Annotated in this window: 23 protein-coding genes; 18 read left to right on the top strand and 5 right to left on the bottom strand. The window is 37.0% G+C overall.

Going from position 1 to position 20663, the window contains the following annotated elements:
* Nucleotides 1-1461 carry a sodium:solute symporter gene (locus tag PXG98_RS12755; RefSeq protein WP_276391649.1) on the bottom strand — a complete coding sequence of 487 codons (1461 nt, stop codon included), beginning with the start codon at nt 1459-1461 and terminating at the stop codon, nt 1-3.
* A gap of 58 nt (nt 1462-1519) precedes the next feature.
* Between PXG98_RS12755 and recR the strand changes: the two genes are divergently transcribed.
* From recR to rimO, 12 genes are all read left to right on the top strand, one after another.
* Nucleotides 1520-2140, top strand: a complete 621-nt coding sequence (gene recR, locus PXG98_RS12750) for a recombination mediator RecR (RefSeq protein ID WP_276391648.1) — start codon at nt 1520-1522, stop codon at nt 2138-2140.
* 89 nt (nt 2141-2229) lie between these two features.
* Nucleotides 2230-3570 carry a dihydrolipoamide acetyltransferase family protein gene (locus PXG98_RS12745; protein WP_276391647.1) on the top strand — a complete coding sequence of 447 codons (1341 nt, stop codon included), beginning with the start codon at nt 2230-2232 and terminating at the stop codon, nt 3568-3570.
* Between the two features lie 111 nt (nt 3571-3681).
* A complete protein-coding gene (locus PXG98_RS12740) occupies nt 3682-4452 on the top strand; it encodes a 3'-5' exonuclease (protein ID WP_276391645.1) in 771 nt (256 codons plus the stop codon).
* A gap of 27 nt (nt 4453-4479) precedes the next feature.
* Complete coding sequence (locus PXG98_RS12735; RefSeq protein ID WP_276391642.1) at nt 4480-5091, top strand: fumarylacetoacetate hydrolase family protein; 612 nt, start codon at nt 4480-4482, stop codon at nt 5089-5091.
* Nucleotides 5092-5430 (top strand): Hpt domain-containing protein, encoded by a 339-nt coding sequence (locus tag PXG98_RS12730; protein WP_276391640.1) that lies wholly within the window; start codon nt 5092-5094, stop codon nt 5428-5430.
* On the top strand, nt 5430-6677 hold the full coding sequence (locus PXG98_RS12725; RefSeq protein ID WP_276391638.1) for a competence/damage-inducible protein A: 1248 nt from the start codon (nt 5430-5432) through the stop codon (nt 6675-6677). Before PXG98_RS12730 ends, PXG98_RS12725 begins: the two co-directional genes overlap by 1 nt.
* Nucleotides 6678-6750: 73 nt before the next feature.
* The gene (gene rpmB, locus PXG98_RS12720; RefSeq protein ID WP_276391637.1) at nt 6751-6987 is read left to right on the top strand and encodes a 50S ribosomal protein L28; all 237 of its coding nucleotides are present in this window, start codon (nt 6751-6753) and stop codon (nt 6985-6987) included.
* Nucleotides 6988-7008: 21 nt separating this feature from the next.
* Complete coding sequence (gene rpmG, locus PXG98_RS12715; RefSeq protein ID WP_276391635.1) at nt 7009-7191, top strand: 50S ribosomal protein L33; 183 nt, start codon at nt 7009-7011, stop codon at nt 7189-7191.
* A gap of 6 nt (nt 7192-7197) precedes the next feature.
* Nucleotides 7198-7350 carry a DUF4295 domain-containing protein gene (locus PXG98_RS12710; RefSeq protein WP_276391634.1) on the top strand — a complete coding sequence of 51 codons (153 nt, stop codon included), beginning with the start codon at nt 7198-7200 and terminating at the stop codon, nt 7348-7350.
* 90 nt (nt 7351-7440) lie between these two features.
* Nucleotides 7441-8403 (top strand): signal recognition particle-docking protein FtsY, encoded by a 963-nt coding sequence (gene ftsY, locus PXG98_RS12705; RefSeq protein ID WP_276391632.1) that lies wholly within the window; start codon nt 7441-7443, stop codon nt 8401-8403.
* Entirely contained in the window at nt 8400-9263 is an 864-nt protein-coding gene (locus PXG98_RS12700; protein WP_276391629.1) for a DUF2911 domain-containing protein, read from the top strand. The genes ftsY and PXG98_RS12700 overlap by 4 nt, the downstream gene beginning before the upstream one ends.
* Before the next feature lie 240 nt (nt 9264-9503).
* Nucleotides 9504-10805 carry a 30S ribosomal protein S12 methylthiotransferase RimO gene (gene rimO / locus PXG98_RS12695; protein WP_276391627.1) on the top strand — a complete coding sequence of 434 codons (1302 nt, stop codon included), beginning with the start codon at nt 9504-9506 and terminating at the stop codon, nt 10803-10805.
* Nucleotides 10806-10828: 23 nt separating this feature from the next.
* Here the strand turns inward: rimO and PXG98_RS12690 are convergent, their stop codons facing one another.
* A complete protein-coding gene (locus PXG98_RS12690) occupies nt 10829-11620 on the bottom strand; it encodes an anti-sigma factor (RefSeq protein WP_276391626.1) in 792 nt (263 codons plus the stop codon).
* Nucleotides 11613-12179: an RNA polymerase sigma factor gene (locus tag PXG98_RS12685; protein WP_276391625.1), complete on the bottom strand. Its 567-nt coding sequence runs from the start codon at nt 12177-12179 to the stop codon at nt 11613-11615. The genes PXG98_RS12690 and PXG98_RS12685 overlap by 8 nt, the downstream gene beginning before the upstream one ends.
* A 118-nt stretch (nt 12180-12297) precedes the next feature.
* On the opposite strand from PXG98_RS12685, the gene PXG98_RS12680 reads away from it, so the two are divergent.
* Nucleotides 12298-12498 carry a fasciclin domain-containing protein gene (locus PXG98_RS12680; protein WP_338150247.1) on the top strand — a complete coding sequence of 67 codons (201 nt, stop codon included), beginning with the start codon at nt 12298-12300 and terminating at the stop codon, nt 12496-12498.
* Here PXG98_RS12680 and PXG98_RS12675 read toward each other — a convergent pair.
* Together PXG98_RS12675 and PXG98_RS12670 are read right to left on the bottom strand one after the other, a co-directional pair.
* Entirely contained in the window at nt 12445-13617 is a 1173-nt protein-coding gene (locus PXG98_RS12675; protein ID WP_276391623.1) for a serine hydrolase, read from the bottom strand. The genes PXG98_RS12680 and PXG98_RS12675 overlap by 54 nt on opposite strands.
* A 19-nt stretch (nt 13618-13636) precedes the next feature.
* The gene (locus tag PXG98_RS12670; RefSeq protein WP_276391620.1) at nt 13637-13876 is read right to left on the bottom strand and encodes a hypothetical protein; all 240 of its coding nucleotides are present in this window, start codon (nt 13874-13876) and stop codon (nt 13637-13639) included.
* 339 nt (nt 13877-14215) lie between these two features.
* Here PXG98_RS12670 and PXG98_RS12665 point away from each other — a divergent pair, with 339 nt between their 5' ends.
* The 5 genes from PXG98_RS12665 to PXG98_RS12645 all read left to right on the top strand — a co-directional run bounded on the left by PXG98_RS12665 (nt 14216) and on the right by PXG98_RS12645 (nt 20641).
* Nucleotides 14216-15109 (top strand): peptidylprolyl isomerase, encoded by an 894-nt coding sequence (locus PXG98_RS12665; RefSeq protein WP_276391618.1) that lies wholly within the window; start codon nt 14216-14218, stop codon nt 15107-15109.
* Entirely contained in the window at nt 15078-16547 is a 1470-nt protein-coding gene (locus PXG98_RS12660; protein ID WP_276391693.1) for a peptidylprolyl isomerase, read from the top strand. The genes PXG98_RS12665 and PXG98_RS12660 overlap by 32 nt, the downstream gene beginning before the upstream one ends.
* 3 nt (nt 16548-16550) lie before the next feature.
* Nucleotides 16551-17504, top strand: coding sequence for an AAA family ATPase (locus PXG98_RS12655; protein ID WP_276391616.1), 954 nt, complete (start codon nt 16551-16553; stop codon nt 17502-17504).
* A gap of 13 nt (nt 17505-17517) precedes the next feature.
* Nucleotides 17518-18273 (top strand): class I SAM-dependent methyltransferase, encoded by a 756-nt coding sequence (locus tag PXG98_RS12650; RefSeq protein ID WP_276391614.1) that lies wholly within the window; start codon nt 17518-17520, stop codon nt 18271-18273.
* A 100-nt stretch (nt 18274-18373) separates the two neighbouring features.
* On the top strand, nt 18374-20641 hold the full coding sequence (locus PXG98_RS12645; protein ID WP_276391613.1) for an aconitate hydratase: 2268 nt from the start codon (nt 18374-18376) through the stop codon (nt 20639-20641).
* Nucleotides 20642-20663 lie beyond the last annotated feature (22 nt).

The raw sequence follows: 20663 nt of genomic DNA, 5'->3' as shown, positions 1-20663 counted from the left end.
TTATTCTTTTTTTCTTATAAGGTAAAGGCCTATAAAGGTTAATAAGCCGTTTATAGGCAAAAGTTCGTAACCAACTACATATCCTCCTATAGATTCTGCAGGTATCTTAGCTAAGGCTAGGGCAATTAAAACTGCTGATATTGCCACAATCCAAACAAAGCGATCCTTTATTTGATAATTGGTGAATATACCAAAAGTAAACAGACCTAAAAGTGGGCCATAGGTATAGGTAGCTACAGTGAGAAGTCCGTCGATTACATTTCTATCCAATACGTACTTAAATAATATTACAACAATTATCAGAAGTACACTCATCCAGATATGCGTGGTTTTACGAATTTTGGTTTGTTTAAATACTGCTTTTTTGTCAATGTCCAGGAAATCCACACAAAAAGATGTGGTTAATGAAGTAAGTGCACTGTCTGCACTGCTATATGCTGCGGCGATTAGGCCTAACATAAAAGTTATAGCCACGGTAATTCCCAACCCACTATTTAATGCTATTTCAGGAAACAATAGGTCAGACTTAGGAGTTCCGTCCATCAGGGGAGTAGCCACATTAAACTTGGCAGCATAAATAAACAGTAGAGCTCCCAGCAGGAGAAAAACAAAATTTACCACGACCAAAATAAGACTAAAGGACACCATATTCTTTTGCGCATCTCCAAGATTTTTGCAAGTAAGATTTTTTTGCATCATATCCTGGTCTAAGCCCGTCATGCAAATAGTAATAAACATACCTCCCATAAAAGACTTAATAAAATGTGTTTTCGAAAAAAAGTCGTCCGTAAAAACTATCTGGCTATAGTTTTGTAATTCACTTGAACTATAAAATTCGGAAAAAGACCACCCTATTTTATCATTGATAAAGTATATAGAGAGTCCAACAGATAGCAACATAAATAAAGTTTGCAAGGTATCGGTCCAGACAATGGTCTTAATTCCTCCGCGAAAAGTATAAACCCAAATTAGCATAACAGACAAAACAACAGTCAGTTCAAAAGGAATATTCCAAGAATCAAATACAAATTGTTGCAGTACAATGGCTACCAAGAAAAGTCTAAACGAGGCTCCCAAAACACGAGAGATAAAAAATGAAATTGCGCCAATTTTATAGCTCACCACACCAAATCTACCTTGTAGATATTCATATATAGAAGTGACATTTAGCTTATAATATATGGGAAGTAATACAAAGGCGATAACAAAATAGCCGGCTAAATACCCAAATACAACCTGCATATAACTAAACTCCGAACTCTCTACCCACCCAGGTACGGAAATAAAGGTAACCCCAGAAAGAGAAGCCCCGATCATGCCGAAGGCCACAAGGTACCAAGGGGATTGTTTGCCAGCTTTAAAAAAATCAGTATTGGAATCGTTCTTCCCGGTAAAAAAAGATATTAACAGTAGAAGAATAAAATATCCCCCAATAAGAAGCAGAATATGGGTTGCGGTCATAAAAATAAATTGCAAACGCAAAGTACAAAAACTTAAAACATTACGTAATTTTGCTTTTATGGAATTTTCATCCAAACTTCTAGAGAACGCAGTTTACGAAATGTCTCAATTGCCGGGTATTGGCAAGCGAACGGCCCTAAGGTTGGTATTACATATTTTAAAACAGCCAAAAGAACAGAGTACCGCATTGTCTGAGGCTATTGCAGCTGTACGAGAGCAAATAAAGTATTGTGCACACTGCCATAATATTTCAGATTCAGACTGCTGTGAAATATGTGCGAATGTCAATCGACAAGAACATATAGTATGTGTAGTAGAGGATATAAGAGATGTAATGGCTATTGAAAATACGGGCCAGTTTAAAGGACGTTATCATGTGTTGGGAGGAAAAATATCTCCCATGGAAGGTATAGGACCACACGATCTAACCATTTCATCCTTGGCAAATAAAGTTAAAGAAGGAAAGATTAAGGAGTTAATATTTGCCCTAAGTTCAACGATGGAAGGTGATACAACTAATTTCTACATATATAAACTTTTAAAACCTTATAACATTTCTATATCAACTATAGCACGAGGAATTTCGGTTGGAGATGAATTAGAGTTTGCAGATGAAGTAACTTTAGGTAGGAGTATTTTAAACCGAATCCCTTTTGAAAGTTCTTTGAAAGCATCTTAAAGGGAAATCGTATAATAAATGTAATGATAAGGACGTTTTTTTAGTATTTTTGCAAAATATATAGTCAAAAATGCATTTTAAATACCAATATGGCAAAATTTGAACTAAAACTACCTCAGATGGGGGAAAGTGTAGCAGAAGCTACCTTAACATCTTGGCTTAAAGAAGTTGGCGAGACCATTGAATTAGATGAAGCAGTTTTTGAAATTGCAACGGATAAGGTAGATAGCGAGGTTCCATCGGAGGTAGAAGGAGTGCTCCTGGAGAAGCTTTTTGATATTGACGAAGTAATAAAGGTAGGGCAGACCGTAGCGGTAATAGATATAGAAGGAGAAGGTGAAAAAGTAACCTACACTTCCTCATCAGAAGATAATGAACCTGCAATTGAAGCTGTAAAAGTCATTGAGGAAGATGTCGTGAAAATTAAATCTCAATTAACAGCTCCTCAGCTCTCGGAGGCAGAAAGTAGTCGCTTTTATTCTCCTTTAGTAAAGAATATTGCAAGAGAGGAAGGAATTTCCATTGCTGTATTAGACACCTTAAAGGGAACGGGTAAAGATGGGAGAGTAACAAAAAATGATATACTAGCATTTATTGATCAAGGAAAAAAATCTCCGGTAGAGACTATTCCAGAGGAGAGAGAAGCAGTGGTGGTGGACGAACAAATAACTAAACCGGAATTGCAACAGCAAAAGGTTGCCTCGGGATTAAGCAATGTTGCCGGAGCCGAAAGAATCCCGCTCTCAAGAATGGGGAAACTCATAGCTCATCATATGATGGAGAGTATAAATACTTCTGCACATGTACAGAGTTTTATTGAAGTTGACGTCACAAAGGTTGTAGAATGGAGAAATAAAACTAAGGGAGAATTTGAAAAACGAGAAGGTGAGAAACTGACTTTTACCCCAATATTTATGGAGGCTGTAGCCAAAGCGCTTAAGAAATTTCCCTTAATAAATATTTCTCTTGAAGGGGACACCGTAATTAAGAAGAAAAACATAAATATTGGAATGGCCGCTGCCTTACCAGATGGAAACCTTATTGTTCCAGTAATTAAAAATGCAGATCAGTTAAATTTAGTTGGTATGGCTAAAGTAGTTAATGATTTGGCGTCTAGAGCCAGAAATAATGCACTTAAACCCGACGAAGTTAAGGATGGGACCTATACAGTAACTAATGTAGGTTCTTTTGGAAGTGTATTTGGCACTCCAATAATTAATCAGCCACAGGTGGGTATTTTAGCATTGGGGGCTATTAGGAAAGTTCCTGCAGTAATAGAGACAAGTGAAGGCGATTATATAGGAATTAGAAGTAAAATGTTTCTATCTCATAGCTATGATCATAGGGTTGTAAATGGAGCCCTGGGTGGTATGTTTGTTAAGTCCGTTGCAGATTATCTTGAAGCCTGGGATATTAATCGTGAAATTTGATAGTAGCTTTTTCTGATTTTGTGTATTATATGTTTGACATTCACTAATACACAAGGAGTCTCAACACTTATTAACTTACTACCACAGAATCAACATTAAACCTTTATCCAAATGGAATTAGTATTAAGTAAACCGATATGTTTTTTTGATTTAGAGACCACAGGTACTAATGTATCCCAGGACAGAATAGTAGAAATATCCGTTTTAAAGATTTATCCTAATGGCAATAAGGAGAGTAAGACTTGGTTGGTAAATCCAGAAATTCAGATTCCGGAAGAAGTAATTGCTATACACGGTATTTCGAACGAAAAGGTTGCCAATGAACCGACCTTTAAAATGCTTTCAAAATCGATTTACCAGATGATCAAGGATTCGGACTTGGCTGGTTTTAATTCTGATCGTTTTGATATTCCTCTCTTAGCGGAAGAAATGTTAAGGTCGGGTGTAGATTTTGATTTAAAGAACATGAGTTCTGTAGATGTACAGACGATCTTTCATAAAATGGAAAAGCGCAACCTGTCGGCTGCCTATAAGTTTTATTGTGGAAAGGAGTTGGATAATGCACATAGTGCTGAGGCAGATACTCTGGCCACCTATGAGGTTCTCTTGGGGCAATTAGAAAAATACCCAGAACTTGAAAACAATGTTAAGAAATTATCAGAATTTAGTAGAAGAAGACAATCGGTAGATTTTGCAGGATTTATCATTTTAAATGCCGAGCAGCAAGAAATTTTCTCTTTTGGAAAACACAAGGGGAAGAAGGTGAGAGAAGTTTTGGAAAAAGAGCCGGGTTATTTTGGCTGGTTGTTGAACGCTGACTTTCCTCTATATACAAAGAAAGTACTTACACAAATAAAGCTAAGTGCCTTAAATACCAAATAATTTAGATTTATAAATAAGGAGTAAAGCATGAAGATTATCTGTATAGGAAGAAACTATGTTGATCATATTCGGGAATTGAATAATGAACAAACAGAAGAACCCGTAATCTTTATTAAACCAGATTCTGCAGTACTTCCAAAAGAACAAGATTTTTATATCCCTGAGTTTTCGAAGGAAGTCCATTATGAGCTAGAGGTTATAGTAAAGATTAATAAGGTAGGTAAACATATACAAGAAAAGTTTGCATCGACCTATTATGATGAGATAAGTTTGGGCATAGATTTTACAGCCAGAGACTTGCAGTCTTCTCTTAAAAAAAAGGGATTACCATGGGAAAAAGCCAAGGGTTTTGATGGATCGGCAGTCATAGGGGAATGGATAAATAAAGAATCTGTGGAAGATCTTAAGCATATTAATTTCACTCTCTTAAAGAACGGACAAAGCGTGCAGGAGGGAAATACGAAATATATGCTGTGGAATATTAATTCTATTATTGCCTATGTATCCAAGTTTTTCATGCTAAAGAAAGGAGATATAATTTTTACCGGGACACCGGCAGGGGTTGGTAAAATTGCAGTAAATGACTACCTTATAGGCATACTTGAAGGAAATGAATTATTAAAAGTTAAAATAAAATAAATGATTTACAGTTTGCATAAGATCAATGAGATGGCCGATGGAGATGAGGATTTCATCCAATCTGTTGTTACCGTTTTTCTGGAGGAGGTACCACAAGATTTAGAGGATCTGGAAAAGGCAATCAATGAGGGTGATCACCAAAATATATACATGTTAGGTCATAAGATTAAACCTAATGTAGATTTATTGGGAATGGAGGAGGCCAGAGCAACTGCTTTTGAAATTGAAACACTTGGAAAGGATCCTGAAAAAATTGAGGTTGTACGAAGTAAATTTCCTCTTTTGAAAAAAGATGTACTACAAGTTATTTCTGAACTGAAAAAGGACTTTAGCTTATAATGTTTGCAGAAATAATAACTATTGGTGACGAAATACTAATAGGGCAGATTGTAGATACCAACTCAACCTTTATCGCTACGGAATTAAATAAAATAGGTGTCTCTGTTTATCAGATTACTTCAGTGCAGGATGACAGGGATCATATTTTAAATGCGTTGAGTGAGGCACAGGAAAGAGCAGAATTAGTCATAATTACAGGGGGACTTGGCCCTACAAAAGACGATATAACCAAACATACTCTTTGTGAATTTACGGATGATAACCTAATAGAAAACACCGAAGTATTAGGTCATATTGAAGAATTATTCCGTTCCTATATCTCCACTCCAATTTCCAATGTTAATAGACAACAAGCTTTCGTTCCTTCAAAAGCAAAGGTCTTACATAATGCCTATGGGACTGCACCTGGTATGTGGATTACTATGGAGAAAACAACAATTGTTTCCTTGCCCGGTGTTCCCTTTGAAATGAAGAGCCTGCTGACAAATGAGGTTATTCCCAAGGTTATGGCAACTTTTGACAGACCTTATATATACCATAAAACTATTATGACCTATGGTATGGGGGAGAGTTCAATTGCTAATATTATTGAGGACTGGGAAGATAACCTCCCTTCTTTTATAAAACTTGCCTACTTGCCGAACTTGGGAAAAGTCCGATTACGGCTAACGGCTAAAGGGTCCGATAGATCGTTAATTGAAGAACGAGTTCGCATGGAGAGTAAAAAGCTTTACTCTCTTATTGGAGATATTATTACAGGCGAAGAAGAATCAGGAACAATTGAAGCGGTGGTAGCAAAATTACTTACCGATAAGCACCTTAAACTAGCAACAGCTGAAAGTTTTACCGGAGGTAAAATAGCAGAGCAATTTACTGCAATTCCAGGGGCTTCGGCATTTTTTCTAGGGAGCATTGTAAGCTATGCAACAGAGATGAAGGTGAATCTTTTGAATATTCCAAACGAACTGATTCAGGAACATTCCGTTGTTAGTGCAGAAGTGGCGGAGGCAATGGCCCTTAATGTAAAAACAATAATGAAATCCGACTTTGCCATTGCCACTACCGGAAATGCTGGCCCGACTAAAGGAGATTCAGATGCTCCCATAGGAACAGTATACATAGCGATTGCTACTCCTAACAGCGTTTTTTCCGTTAAAAGTCTTTTGGGAAATCATCGTACAAGAATTGTGCAAAAGGCAGTACATATGGCCATTCAAATGCTTCAAAAAGAAATTTTAAAATTCTAGGAGAGAATTTTGTCGGTCCCGCAAAAATGAATTAAATTTGCACCCTGTTTAAAATAAAGTAAAGAGTAGCATCATGTCAAAAGTTTGTGAACTTACCGGAAAGAAAGCTATGTTTGGAAACAACGTTTCCTTCTCTATCAATAAAACGAGGAGAAGATTTGACGTGAATCTTTCCAAAAAAAGGTTTTATATCCCAGAAGAAGATAAGTGGGTAACCTTAAAAGTTTCTACGAGAGCTTTAAAAGCGATAAATAAAAAAGGTATTTCGGCTGTTTTAAAGGAAGCCAGAGCCAAAGGATTGGTAAAATAATTCTTCTAAATATACAAGATAATGGCAAAAAAGGGGAATAGAGTTCAGGTAATATTGGAATGTACGGAGCATAAGAATTCTGGACAACCAGGTACGTCAAGATATATAACAACTAAGAATAAAAAGAATAGTCCGGATAGATTAGAGATTAAGAAATTTAATCCTATTCTAAAGAAAATGACTGTTCACAAAGAAATAAAATAAGGAACCATGGCAAAGAAGACAGTAGCAAGCTTACAATCTAGTTCTAAAAGATTAACGAAAGCTATAAAAATGGTAAAATCTCCAAAATCAGGGGCTTACACTTTTGTAGAATCTGTTATGCCACCAGAAATGGTGAACGAATGGTTAAATTCGAAATAACAAGCTAACTCAAATTAGATACTAAGCCGCTTTCGTTAGAAAGCGGCTTTTTTAATTTCATATATTTGTTGTTCAACACAAGTCAGCATTATGAGTCTGTTTAAAAAAATATTTTCTTCGGAAAAAAAGGAAACTTTGGACAAGGGGTTGGAAAAAACTAAGACTAGCTTTTTTTCAAAGTTAAGTAAGGCTGTTGCAGGAAAGTCTAAAGTTGATGATGATGTTTTGGATAACCTGGAAGAGGTATTGGTTACTTCCGATGTGGGCGTTGGTACTACTTTAAAGATTATCGAAAGAATTGAGGCAAGAGTTTCTAGAGATAAATATTTAGGCACAGACGAGCTAAATACTATTTTAAGAGAAGAAATTTCTGGCTTGCTGTCGGAAACAAATATTGGTGAGGGTATAGAATTTCTACTACCAGAAGGTAAAAAACCATATGTAATAATGGTGGTTGGAGTAAACGGTGTTGGGAAAACTACAACTATTGGCAAACTGGCACACCAGTTTAAAGCCCAGGGACTAAAAGTAGTCTTGGGAGCGGCAGACACCTTTAGAGCGGCAGCAATAGATCAATTACAAGTATGGGCAGATAGGGTGAGTGTTCCTTTGGTTAAACAAAAAATGGGGAGTGATCCGGCTTCTGTGGCGTATGATACACTGAGCTCGGCTGTTACCCAAAATGCCGATGTTGTTTTAATTGATACCGCAGGAAGATTGCATAACAAGGTTAATCTAATGAATGAATTGGGAAAGGTAAAAAGAGTTATGCAAAAGGTAGTCCCAGATGCTCCGCATGAGGTTTTGCTTGTGCTGGATGGTTCAACAGGTCAAAATGCTTTTGAACAAGCAAAAGAGTTTACTAAGGCAACGGAAGTTTCTTCCTTGGCGGTAACTAAATTGGATGGTACGGCAAAGGGCGGGGTGGTTATTGGTATATCCGATCAGTTTAAAATTCCGGTAAAGTATATTGGAGTAGGAGAAGGAATTGAAGACTTACAGGTTTTTAATAAACTAGAATTTGTAGATTCATTCTTTAATCTATCCAATTGAAACTTAGTTCCACATTAGTACTATTGCTTTTTTCTATAGGAGTCTACTCGCAAATAGAGTTTCCGCCAGTTAGTCCTCCGTCTAAAATTATTCAACAAGTAGGTCTTACCGAACTTAAAGTTAGTTATTCTCGTCCAGCAGCAAGGGGTAGAAAAATTATTGGTGGCTTAGTACCATACAAACGCATATGGCGAGTTGGGGCAAATGAGTCTACTAAATTCAGCATGGATACAGATGTGAAAATTGGTGGCAAGCACTTGGCTAAAGGCACCTATGCCTTGTATGCATTCCCCTATGAGGATTACTGGGATATAATATTTCATACGGATACTACCCTTTGGGGTGATGGTAGGGACAAATACATGCCCGAGAAGGACGCGTTAAGAATAGGAATAAGACCTAGCAGAACGAAAGACTACCAAGAAAATTTTCTTATTACATTCGACAGTATTACGCACAATGGTACTAAGATGAATTGGCTCTGGGAGAATACTCTTATTTCCATACCCATTGAAGTTGAGACAGATGTTTTAATGCAAACAAGTATAGAGAGGGCATTAAAAGAACAGCCCACTGCCCAGACTTATTATGAGGCTGCTCGGTATCTTGTGGAACAGAATCGAAATCCTTCTGTAGCTCTCAACTATGTTAATAAGGCCATAGCACTAGGTGGAAAAACCTATTATTTTTTTAGAGTGAAGTCTTTGGCTGAAGCAGCATTGGGAAATTATAAGAACGCCATTAGTTCTGCCACTACTTCCCGTAAGATCGCTGATTCTTTAGGCAAAGATGAATTTGTGCGACTTAATGAAGCGAATATTCTGAATTGGCAAAAGAAAATCAATAGCTCTAGAGACTAAGCTATCGTAAGCAGATTTTTTTTGATTTGTATATCTAGAACATCAAACCTAGGTTAAAGATAAAACAGAAGTTAAGCTTGTGTTCATAATACTTACGCCTTTTGTAAAATACAATTAATCGTATTCCTAATTGATTTCAATCTTTTTCTATAAAAATACTAGGGCCGCAGCCCAACAAAATCCGTTTAAGGGGATGTCTTAAGAATGCAAATCGTATTTTTGCCAGTCAAATTACAATGCATGCGCACAAAGACAAGAAAAAAGAATAAGATTAATGTAGTGACCCTTGGCTGTTCTAAGAATATTTATGACTCTGAGGTACTTATGGGCCAACTTCGGGCTAACGATAAGGAGGTTGTACATGAAGAGGAAGGAAACATAGTAGTTATAAATACCTGTGGTTTTATTGCGAATGCCAAAGAAGAAAGTGTAAATACCATATTAGATTTTGTAGAACAGAAAAAGAATGGAGAAGTAGACAAGGTCTTTGTTACAGGATGTCTTAGTGAAAGGTATAAACCGGATTTAGAAAAGGAAATTCCTAATGTAGATGCTTATTTTGGAACTACAGACATGCCCTATTTATTAAAGGCTCTTGGTGCAGACTACAAGCATGAACTCATAGGAGAAAGACTCACTACAACACCTAAAAATTACGCTTATTTAAAAATAGCAGAAGGTTGTGATAGGCCATGTTCTTTTTGTGCTATTCCAATAATGCGCGGAAAACACAAAAGTAAACCCATTGAAGCCTTGGTGGAGGAAGCAGAAAAGTTGGCAGCCAAGGGAGTGGTAGAATTAATTCTTATTGCACAAGATTTAACCTATTACGGACTCGATTTATATAAGAAACGAAATTTAGCTGCCCTGTTAAAGGAATTGGCTCTGGTGGACGGGATAGAATGGATAAGGCTGCACTATGCATTTCCAACAGGATTTCCTATGGATGTACTGGAAGTAATGCGTGAGGAGCCTAAAATTTGTAATTATCTGGATATTCCCTTACAGCATATTGCCGACCCAATTCTAAAGAGTATGCGACGTGGTACAACAAAAGCAAAAACCACTAAGTTATTGGAAGATATCAGAGCAGAAGTGCCTAGCATTGGTATTAGAACTACCTTAATTGTTGGTTATCCTGGGGAGACTGAGGAAGACTTCGAAACACTAAAGAAATGGGTAGAGGAAATGAGATTTGAGCGGTTGGGGTGTTTTACCTATAGCCACGAAGAGAATACTCATGCCTTTAAATTAGAAGATAATGTTCCGGAGGAAGTGAAGCAAGATCGGGCAAACACAATAATGGAAATTCAATCTCAAATTTCTTGGGAGTTAAACCAATCGAAAATTGATAAAAAATACCGTTGTATTATTGATAGAAAAGAAGGAGGTTATTTTGTAGGACGAACAGAATACGATTCTCCGGATGTTGATAACGAAGTATTAATAGATGCTTCTAGGTTTTATCTTAAAATGGGAGAATTTGCGAAGATAAAGATTACCTCAGCTTCTGATTTTGACCTTTATGGGGAGCCAGTATAAATTAGTATTAGTTGGTGCTTATTCTATAAATAAACATTTCCAATAAGGTTTTTAACCGTGGGATGATTATTGCCTCCCGCAGGTTCTATTGTAATATTAAAGGATTCGGCTTTGCTGATGTAAATAGCCGGGATAAGGTCTTCCTCTGTTGACAGAAGCCCCATATTAATCATTTCTCCCTCTACATCGGCCCATAGTTGGTAGCTATTATCTTTGTCTAAAGGACTTAAGCCTTGGGCGTTAACCAGTACTGTTTTATTTTGATGGTTCACAAAGAAGACCACTTTAGACCCAGGTGACCTTTCATTCCCATTTAAAACTAAAGGAATAATCTGCGGGTTATTTATTGCGTTGTATTTCGTGGAGGTTAGCTGGTAGTTGTTTTCTAATTGCGACAATCTTTCTTCTAAAATCACAGTCTGAGACTGCAAAAAATTAAGAGTCTCAATGGATTGGCGCCATTTGCTATAAAGCCAAATGGAAGATAAGGCAAACACAATAGCAATACTTGCTGCGACCAGAAACTTTGTCGAATATTTTTTACCACCTAAAGCTGGAGATATTTTTTGTTCCGACTTACTGACAATAGTTATTTTTCCAAGTTTTGTTTTTAGTTGTTCTCTTACTTTTTCTGGAGGAGTGACTGCATTTTCCATACCCAACTTTTCAAAGGCCAATTCAAGGTCGTTGAATATTGTTCTTAAGTCATTATCCTTGGCAATCAAAGCTTCCACTTTTTGCTCTTCTTCAAGAGTGAGTTCACCCAGAAGATAAAGTTCTAATAATCCTTCATCAATTATTTGCTTTCTATCCATATCCTAAAACTTCTAAAAGCACCAAAACTAAGTAGAGGTCGTTCTTATTTTCTCTTAACTTTTGAAGAGCTTGTCTAACATAAGACTTAAAGGTTCCCAGAGGAACTTTCATCTCTTTATGCGCTTCCATGTGGGTAAGGCCTTCAAAATATACAAGTTCAACAGCCCTTTTATGTTGAGGCTCTAATTTTGATAACACATTTTTTAATCCATAAGAATCAATTTCAACAGGATTTGAACTTATACTATTATATACACTAATTTCTTCCGTTTGGATGAGTTTTGCGGTGTTTCTAATCGAATTTAAAGCAGTATTCTTGGCTATTCTATAGGCCCAGGTATAAAACCTTCCTTTGTTTTCGTCGTACGTTTTAATTTTCTGCCATATTTTAAGAAAACTATCTTGTAAGACGTCCTGCGCAATATCTTCTCTTTTACAAATTCTAATTATTACCCCATAGAGGGCAGCGGCATACTTGTCGTATAGCACTAGTAAGGCCCTCTGATCTCCTTCCTTAAGTTGATTAATTATCAATAAATCGTCCTGAGTAACTGCCATGTTCTTGTGTTAAAGATATGATAAAAAAAGAATTTGCTCATCCATTTGAAGGTGTCTTGGGTATTTAAATATGCATAGTGCAACAGTTATAATCATAAACTCTAATTGAATTTAAATCATGAAAAAAGTTATTTTAATTTTATCCGTAATCGGTCTTTTTACAACGAATCAAGTAAAGGCCCAGATGAGTAATAAGAGTATTGTAGATATCGCGGTATCTAATGCCGATTTTTCTACCCTGGTAACTGCCTTAAAGGCAGCAGATTTAGTAGGAGCGCTTCAAGGTGAAGGACCGTTTACCGTTTTTCCTCCTATTTAATTCTAAAGTATAAATCTCCCGGCCAAGAGCGGCTAAAAAAGGAATGCCAACCTCATCGTACTCATATTGGTCATCGTTAAAGATACCGTTCTTGTTTACTAAGATAGTAGCGGTTAGTAAAAACTCTACCCCATTTTTCGTGTCGGTTATATAGGCACAGTCCGTTAAGGTGCCATAAGCAAAACCTACTTTATTGTAAATTTTAATATGCTCTGGTATTTTTTTCTTGGTATCTCCGTATATAAAGAATTTACAGTAACCGTCATAATATTCTTCCTCTAAAAACCCTGCATTCCTGGGTAAGGTGTGCATTTGTTCCAGTAAAAATTCTCTCTGATCTTCCGTAATAGTAAAGCGCTGTTCTTTTGTAAAGAGCATTGGAAAAATTACACGTTTAAGAAGCTTGTGTTGTGTACTAAGCGGGTAGTAATTTTTATAGCTAAAATCGAAAGGCTCTTGGTACAAAGAGTCTTCTTTATAAAATCCAATTCCTTTTTGAATATTATCTAATTCTAGGATTTTTGGTTCCGTATTGTTTATGGCGATGGAGCTAGTCGTGGTGCTATCATTTAGATACAGTATCAAAGGTTTTGTTTTAAGATCTGAGGAATGAATACCCAGGCGGTGAGAAATTCTTACCGGGGAGAGTCCTTTCTCTCTTAGATTTTCATTGATAGCGTCCTGTCCCTGAAATTCCAGTAATCGGTTATTTGCGTGGTTATCACTGATTGCGAAAATTTTACTGATATCCTCGGCAAAAGTGTTTTCTATTGTATCTCCTTCAATATAATATTTGGTGTTTCTGTTAAGAGAATCTATGGTATTAAGTTTTTCTAGTGCCAAAACCGCAATAGGAAACTTAACGGTACTTGCCGGATAGAAATAGTTATTATTGTTTAGTTGAAAAGAAAAATCGGTTAATTTGATAGAGTCGGCATCCCTGTCTATTTGCGTATATAATATTTGAACCTCGTATGGAGAAAGACTATCTACAACTTTTCTAATAGACGGGTCTTCAGAACTTAAGGCGATTTTGAGCAAATCGTTTTCTTTTGTTTTCGTTTTGCACGAAAACAATACTAAGATTCCTAACAGGAATAATAAGAGAAAACTTTTCATAGGGTATTAAAGGTTGTAGTTAGACAATAAATACTTCTGCGCGATGCGGTAATAGGGCATCTCGTACAATAAGCATGTTCTTCTCTTCCACTACTAAGAAGGCTATGCTATGGTTTTCATTAAGAAATTGATGCCCGCTTATATTTAGAGAAAGTTCTTCTTTTCTAATAAATTCTTGTAGATGCTTGTCGTGATGTTTTGCAATTTCCAAGGCATCTAATCCCCTAAAATCCCAAATTAATTTTATTTTTCTATTCATATCCTCTAGCTAAATACCTCTTATATGATTGGCAAAATCCATTGTGTTATTTAAAAGTAAGATAGTACTTAATCTTTCTATTGATTGCAAGATATTGTTTTTGCCGATATTATATCAATGCTTTCTACCAACTTAACATCTTTAATTTCATTTATTTTCGAATAGATATTATTCATTGAAATAGTGCTTTACGCCATGGAAATGCAACCTCGTAGTAGTAATTTAACTCTTTTTAGTAGCGAATAGATGGATCGTCGGTTAACAAAGTAGCGTACTAAAAATCTGTTAATACCTATTCTATATGCTTGCTCAGCTGCAGCGAATTCTTATTTTTGTCGAATGCTTTTTTTTAAGGATATTTTATATAAGAACTCAAAGCGTATTTCTTTATGTGCCATTGCCTGTTTAGTGGTAGCCTGTGAGGCCTATATAAACAGAAATGCCGGGGATGAACCTTTAGCTAGGGTAGGGGATGCCTATTTATATTGGGACGAAGTTGCCTTGAGTCTGGCGGATAATTTAAAAGGAGTAGATAGTGCTTCTTTGGTGACTAATTATATCAATCAATGGGCAACCAGACAAATATTGTTAGAAAAGGCCAAAATTAATCTATCAGAAGAAAAATTGGCCCAATTTGAACAAATGGTGTCAGAATATCGCACCGATTTGTATACAAGAGCATATAAAGAGGCTTTGGTAAATCAGGTGAACGATACCCTGATTTCAGAAGAGGAATTAAGATCGTTTTACGAAACGGAAAAAGCAAATTTTAAACTAAAGGAAAAGATCGTTCGACTTCGTTTTATTCAGTTACCTCTGCAATTTTTGAATAAACCGGAAGTAACGGAAAGCTTAAAAAGGTTTGAGAAAACCGATTTTGTTTATTTGGATTCCATAGGAGTACAGTTTAAAAAATTAAATTTTAATGATTCTCTCTGGGTACCAGCCACTAGAGTAATAGAAGAAATACCCCCTTTAACCACTCAGAATGAGGCACAATACTTAAAAAATTCACAATTTTTTGAATTAGAAGATGCAATGGGGGTATATTTGACTAAGGTAGTAGAAGTATTGGAAGCAAACGAAATAGCTCCTTTTACCTATGTGAAATCCAGCATTAGTCAGGTCCTTTTAAATAGACGAAAACTAGATTATATAAGAAAATTAGAAACGGAAATAATAGATGAAGCTACGCAGAAAAATGAATTTGAAGTGTATACTATTGAAAACTAAAGGTCTTTCTTACCTGTGGTTATTATTCTTTTTTGCCGCTGCAGGCTATGGGCAAGAAATGGATTCTATTGCTGAAACTGCCATGGCCCCAATAGAATCTGTACTTGTAGCAGAGGTAGATAGCGCTACCGATACCATAAAAAGAACGGAAAGGGTTAAAATTGATGGCATATCTGCTGTAGTTGGGGACTATGTCATTTTAGATTCGGACATTGATAAAACCTTAATTGACCTAAAGAATCAGGGCGCGGCAATGGATGATATTACACATTGCAGCCTTTTGGGTAAGTTAATGGAAGATCGCCTCTATGCACATCAGGCAGTTCAAGATAGTATTCTTGTTTCGGACGACGAGGTAAACGGAACAAGCGACAGACAGATGCAGCAATTGGTGCAACAAGTTGGATCTATGGAAAAGGTTCTAAAGTTTTATAATAAAGAATCTGTAGAAGACTTTAGAGAAGAGCTTTATAATATTAACAAGCTTAGAATGCTTTCCGAAAAAATGCAACAAAAAATCGTCAGTGATATCGAAGTAACCCCAGAAGAGGTTCGCCAATTTTTTAATAAAATTCCCGAGAATGAAAAGCCTGTTTTTGGAGCAGAATTAGAGATTTCACAGATTGTTAAAATTCCGGAAGTCCCAGAATCGGAGAAGCAGAAAACCATTGATAAGCTAAATGAAATTAAGGCTGATGTTGAAGATAATCAGGCGAGTTTTAGTGTAAAAGCAATTCTTTATTCTCAGGATCCCGGGTCTAAATCGAATGGTGGATTTTACAGTATGACAAGGGAAACACCTTTTGTAAAGGAATTTAAAGATGTGGCTTTTAGTTTAAGAGAAGGAGAAGTATCCGATCCTTTCGAAACTACATTCGGCTATCATATCATTTATATTGAGAAAATCAGAGGGCAGGAAGTAGATTTAAGACATATTCTGATTCAACCCGAAATCCCATCTTCAGCCTTGGAAAAAGCCAAAGTTGAATTGGATAGTATCCGAAAGCATATACAAGAAGGGAAATATACCTTTGCAGAGGCAGCCTTGAATTTCTCTGATGAGAAAGAGACAAAATTTGATGGAGGTCTTCTTAGAAATCCAATGAATTTTGATTCGAAATTTGAGCTGACGAAGATGGATCCTGCCTTGTACAACCAGGTTAGAAATTTAAAGGATAATGAAGTTTCTAGTCCAACACTAGAGACAGATCCTCGGGGCGGACCACCCCAGTATAAAATACTTATGGTTACTAATCGGTTCGACGAGCACGAAGCAGATTTTGCGAGAGACTATATTAAGATTCAGGAATTGGCTTTGCGAGATAAACAATACAGAGCAGTTAAGGCATGGCTAGAAGAGCATATCCAAGACACCTATGTTAGTATTAATGGAGAAAACAGGACTTGTGAGTTTTCTAATGACTGGCAAAAAGATTAGTAGATGTCTGACGTAGCTGCAGTAAAAGAATTAGTAGATAAACACAAGGCTCTAAAGCAGGAAATTGCAAAAGTTATTGTTGGTCAGAACGAAGTAATTGAACAAATACTTCTTTCCATCTATACAGGAGGTCATTCTTTGCTAATTGGAGTTCCTGGGCTCGCAAAAACTCTAATGGTAAACACCATTGCCAAAACTCTTGGACTAGATTTTAAAAGAGTTCAGTTTACTCCAGACTTGATGCCCAGCGATATCCTAGGAAGTGAAATTCTAGATCAGGACAGACGTTTTAAGTTTATCAAAGGTCCCGTATTCGCAAATATAATACTGGCAGACGAAATAAATAGGACCCCCCCAAAGACCCAAGCGGCCTTGCTGGAGGCAATGCAGGAACGTGCGGTGACTATTGCCGGAGAACAACACAAGTTGCCAAGTCCGTATTTTGTTTTAGCTACCCAAAATCCTATTGAGCAAGAAGGTACATATCCTTTGCCAGAGGCGCAACTAGACAGGTTTATGTTTGCGATTGAATTAAAATACCCTTCTATTGAAGAGGAAATTCAAGTCGTTAAAACAACAACCAACGATGAGGTACAAGAATTGAATCCTTTGTTAAATGCAACAAAGATAATAGAAATACAACATCTAATTCGGCGGATTCCTGTTCCAAATAATGTAGTAGACTACGCGGTAAATTTGGTTAGTAATACAAGGCCGGGTGTAGACAGTAGTTCTGATTATGTGAAGACATATCTAGATTGGGGTGCTGGTCCCAGGGCTTCGCAGAATCTTATCCTGGCCGCCAAGGCACATGCGGCAGTAAATGGTAAATATTCTCCCGATATTGAGGATGTTAAGGCTGTAGCTATGGGAATTCTTAGGCATAGAATCATAAAGAATTACAAGGCAGAAGCCGAAGGTATCTCGGAAGAAATTATTATCACCAAGCTTTTGTAAAAAGGGAAATTCTATGAGAGATACTCGAGACCTTTTTTCTGATGATTCAGGGAATTATCTGAGGTTTCGACCCACTTACCCCAAAGCACTTTTTGAAGAAATATTCCGCCATACCAAAGCCAGAGATAAAGCCTGGGACTGCGCAACTGGTAACGGTCAGGTGGCTAGTGTTTTAGCTTCTTACTTTAAACAAGTCATGGCTTCGGATATTAGTCAGAACCAACTAGATTCGGCTCCTTCATTAACAAACGTGAATTATCTAAAGAGTGCCGCAGAAACTACTCCTTTCATGGATGATACATTCGACCTGATTGCGGTTGCCCAGGCGGCCCATTGGTTTAATCTTGAAGACTTCAGAAAAGAAGTAGTTCGGGTAGGCAAGCCTAATGGAATTCTGGCGGTTTGGGGGTATGGATTGATCAGTACCGAAGATCCAATTAATGGTTTTATCAGGGATTTCTACGGAAATCAAGTAGGACGTTATTGGAATCCTGAGAGGAGGCATTTGGATAACGAATACAAACATATTTCCTTTGGTTTTGAGGAAATAGAAGTTGCTCAGAACTTTGAAATTGTATGTAGCTGGAGTTTAAAACATTTAGAAGGATATTTAAGAACTTGGTCTGCCGTAGGAAACTATGTATTGGAAAATCCGGATGAAGACCCGGTTAGTCTTGTTATTTCGAAAATAGCACCATTTTGGGAGGAGAAAACAAAAAAAGAAATGAAATTTCCTATCTACCTATCCATTAGTAAAATACCGAATTAGGGTATTTTGTAATAAAGAAGACTTATCTATTCTAAAAATTTCATTACCCTTGGGTAATTTACTAATTTAGCTACTTAGCAACAATAGAAAAAAATAAAGAATGGCATTTGATATTGACATGATAAAAGAGGTTTACTCTACTATGGCAGAACGAGTAGATAAGGCCCGTGAAATTGTTGGAAGACCTTTAACGCTCTCCGAGAAGATATTGTACTCACATTTGTGGGAAGGGAATCCATCAAAAAGTTTTAGAAGAGGAAAGGACTATGTAGATTTTGCACCAGATAGAGTAGCATGTCAGGATGCAACTGCTCAAATGGCTTTATTACAGTTTATGCAAGCCGGCAAACCAAAAGTTGCTGTTCCCACTACTGTACATTGCGATCATTTGATTCAGGCTAAAATGGGTGCTGCTGCGGATTTAAAATCTGCAAATAGTACAAGTGCAGAAGTATTTAATTTTTTGGAATCTGTATCTAACAAATACGGTATTGGTTTTTGGAAACCAGGCGCAGGTATTATTCATCAGGTAGTATTAGAAAATTACGCTTTTCCAGGAGGGATGATGATTGGAACAGATTCTCATACCGTTAATGCAGGAGGCTTAGGAATGTTGGCTATTGGAGTAGGAGGCGCGGATGCGGTAGATGTGATGGCCGGGATGGCCTGGGAATTAAAATTCCCTAAACTTATTGGAGTAAAACTTACAGGAAAAATCTCAGGGTGGACTTCCGCAAAAGATGTTATTCTAAAGGTTGCTGGTATTCTTACTGTAAAAGGAGGAACTGGGGCAATTGTGGAGTATTTTGGAGAAGGTGCAAAGAATCTCTCATGCACAGGAAAAGGAACCATTTGTAATATGGGTGCTGAAATAGGTGCTACAACTTCTACTTTTGGTTATGATGACTCTATGGAACGTTATTTAAGAGCTACGGATAGGAATGACGTAGCTGATGCCGCAAATGCGGTAAGCGAGTATTTAACAGCTGACGAAGAAGTATACGCTAATCCAGAATCCTATTTTGATGAGATAATTGAAATAGATCTTAATACCTTAAGACCACATTTAAATGGTCCTTTTACGCCTGATTTGGCTACTCCAATAGGAGATTTAGGGTCCATAGCAAAGGATAAGGGTTGGCCAATTCAAGTAGACTGGGGTCTGATTGGCTCTTGTACCAATTCATCTTATGAAGATTTAACCAGAGCTGCTTCCATTGCTAAGCAGGCAGTGGAAAATAAGATTGTACCTAAATCAGATTTCGGGATTAATCCCGGATCCGAGCAAATTAGATTCACGGCAGAAAGAGATGGATTGCTACAAATCTTTGAAAATCTTGGAGCTACAATATTTACAAATGCCTGTGGGCCATGTATTGGTCAATGGGACCGAAGTGATCTAAAGGGAGAGGAAAAAAATACCATAGTTCATTCCTTTAATCGTAACTTTTCAAAAAGGGCCGATGGAAACCCAAATACCCATGCTTTTGTTGGTTCGCCAGAAATGGTCGCAGCAATCGCCTTATCCGGGAGGTTAGATTTTGACCCAATGAATGATACTCTTATTAATGAAGAAGGGGAAGAAGTGAAACTTAAAGAGCCGCAGGGTATAGAATTACCTCCGGATGGTTTTGATGTGGATGATGCTGGATATTTGGCTCCTCAGGAGGATGGTAGCTCTGTTGAAGTGGTTGTTGCTAAGGATTCTGAAAGACTTGAAGTGTTAGAACCTTTTGTGCCTCTTTCAAATGAGAGTCTTCAAAATATGAAGCTGCTGATTAAAGCTTTTGGTAAATGTACAACGGATCATATTTCCATGGCGGGGCCTTGGCTTAGATATAGAGGACATTTGGATAATATTTCAAATAATACCCTAATCGGAGCGGTTAATGCTTTTAACAAAAAAACAAATTTTGTAAAAAACCAACTCACTGGCGAATATGGTGGTGTTCCAGATACGCAAAGGGCGTATAAGGCAAAAGGAATTAAAACAATAGTGGTTGGGGATCACAATTACGGAGAAGGCTCCTCTCGAGAACATGCAGCAATGCAACCCAGACATCTTGGAGTAGCTGCTGTATTAGTTAAGTCTTTTGCTAGAATTCATGAAACTAATTTAAAAAAACAGGGCATGTTAGCCCTTACTTTTGAAAAGGAATCGGATTACGATCTTATTCAAGAAGATGATACTTTTAATTTAGTGGATATAGCCGATTTTGCACCGGAAAAACCTTTGACAATTGAAGTAGTTCATGCCGACGGCTCCAAGGATACCATTATAGCTAAACACACTTATAATGCTCCTCAGATTGAATGGTTTAGAGAAGGTTCTGCTTTAAACGTTATTAAGAAAGAAAATGCTGCTTAATTGCAGAATATACAATGCTCAA

It is taken from the genome of Eudoraea chungangensis (genome assembly GCF_029360665.1).
In the GTDB taxonomy this organism is placed as follows: domain Bacteria; phylum Bacteroidota; class Bacteroidia; order Flavobacteriales; family Flavobacteriaceae; genus Eudoraea; species Eudoraea chungangensis.
The sequence above is the reverse complement of the archived record's forward strand: the minus strand, read 5'-3'. Positions and strand labels throughout refer to the sequence as shown.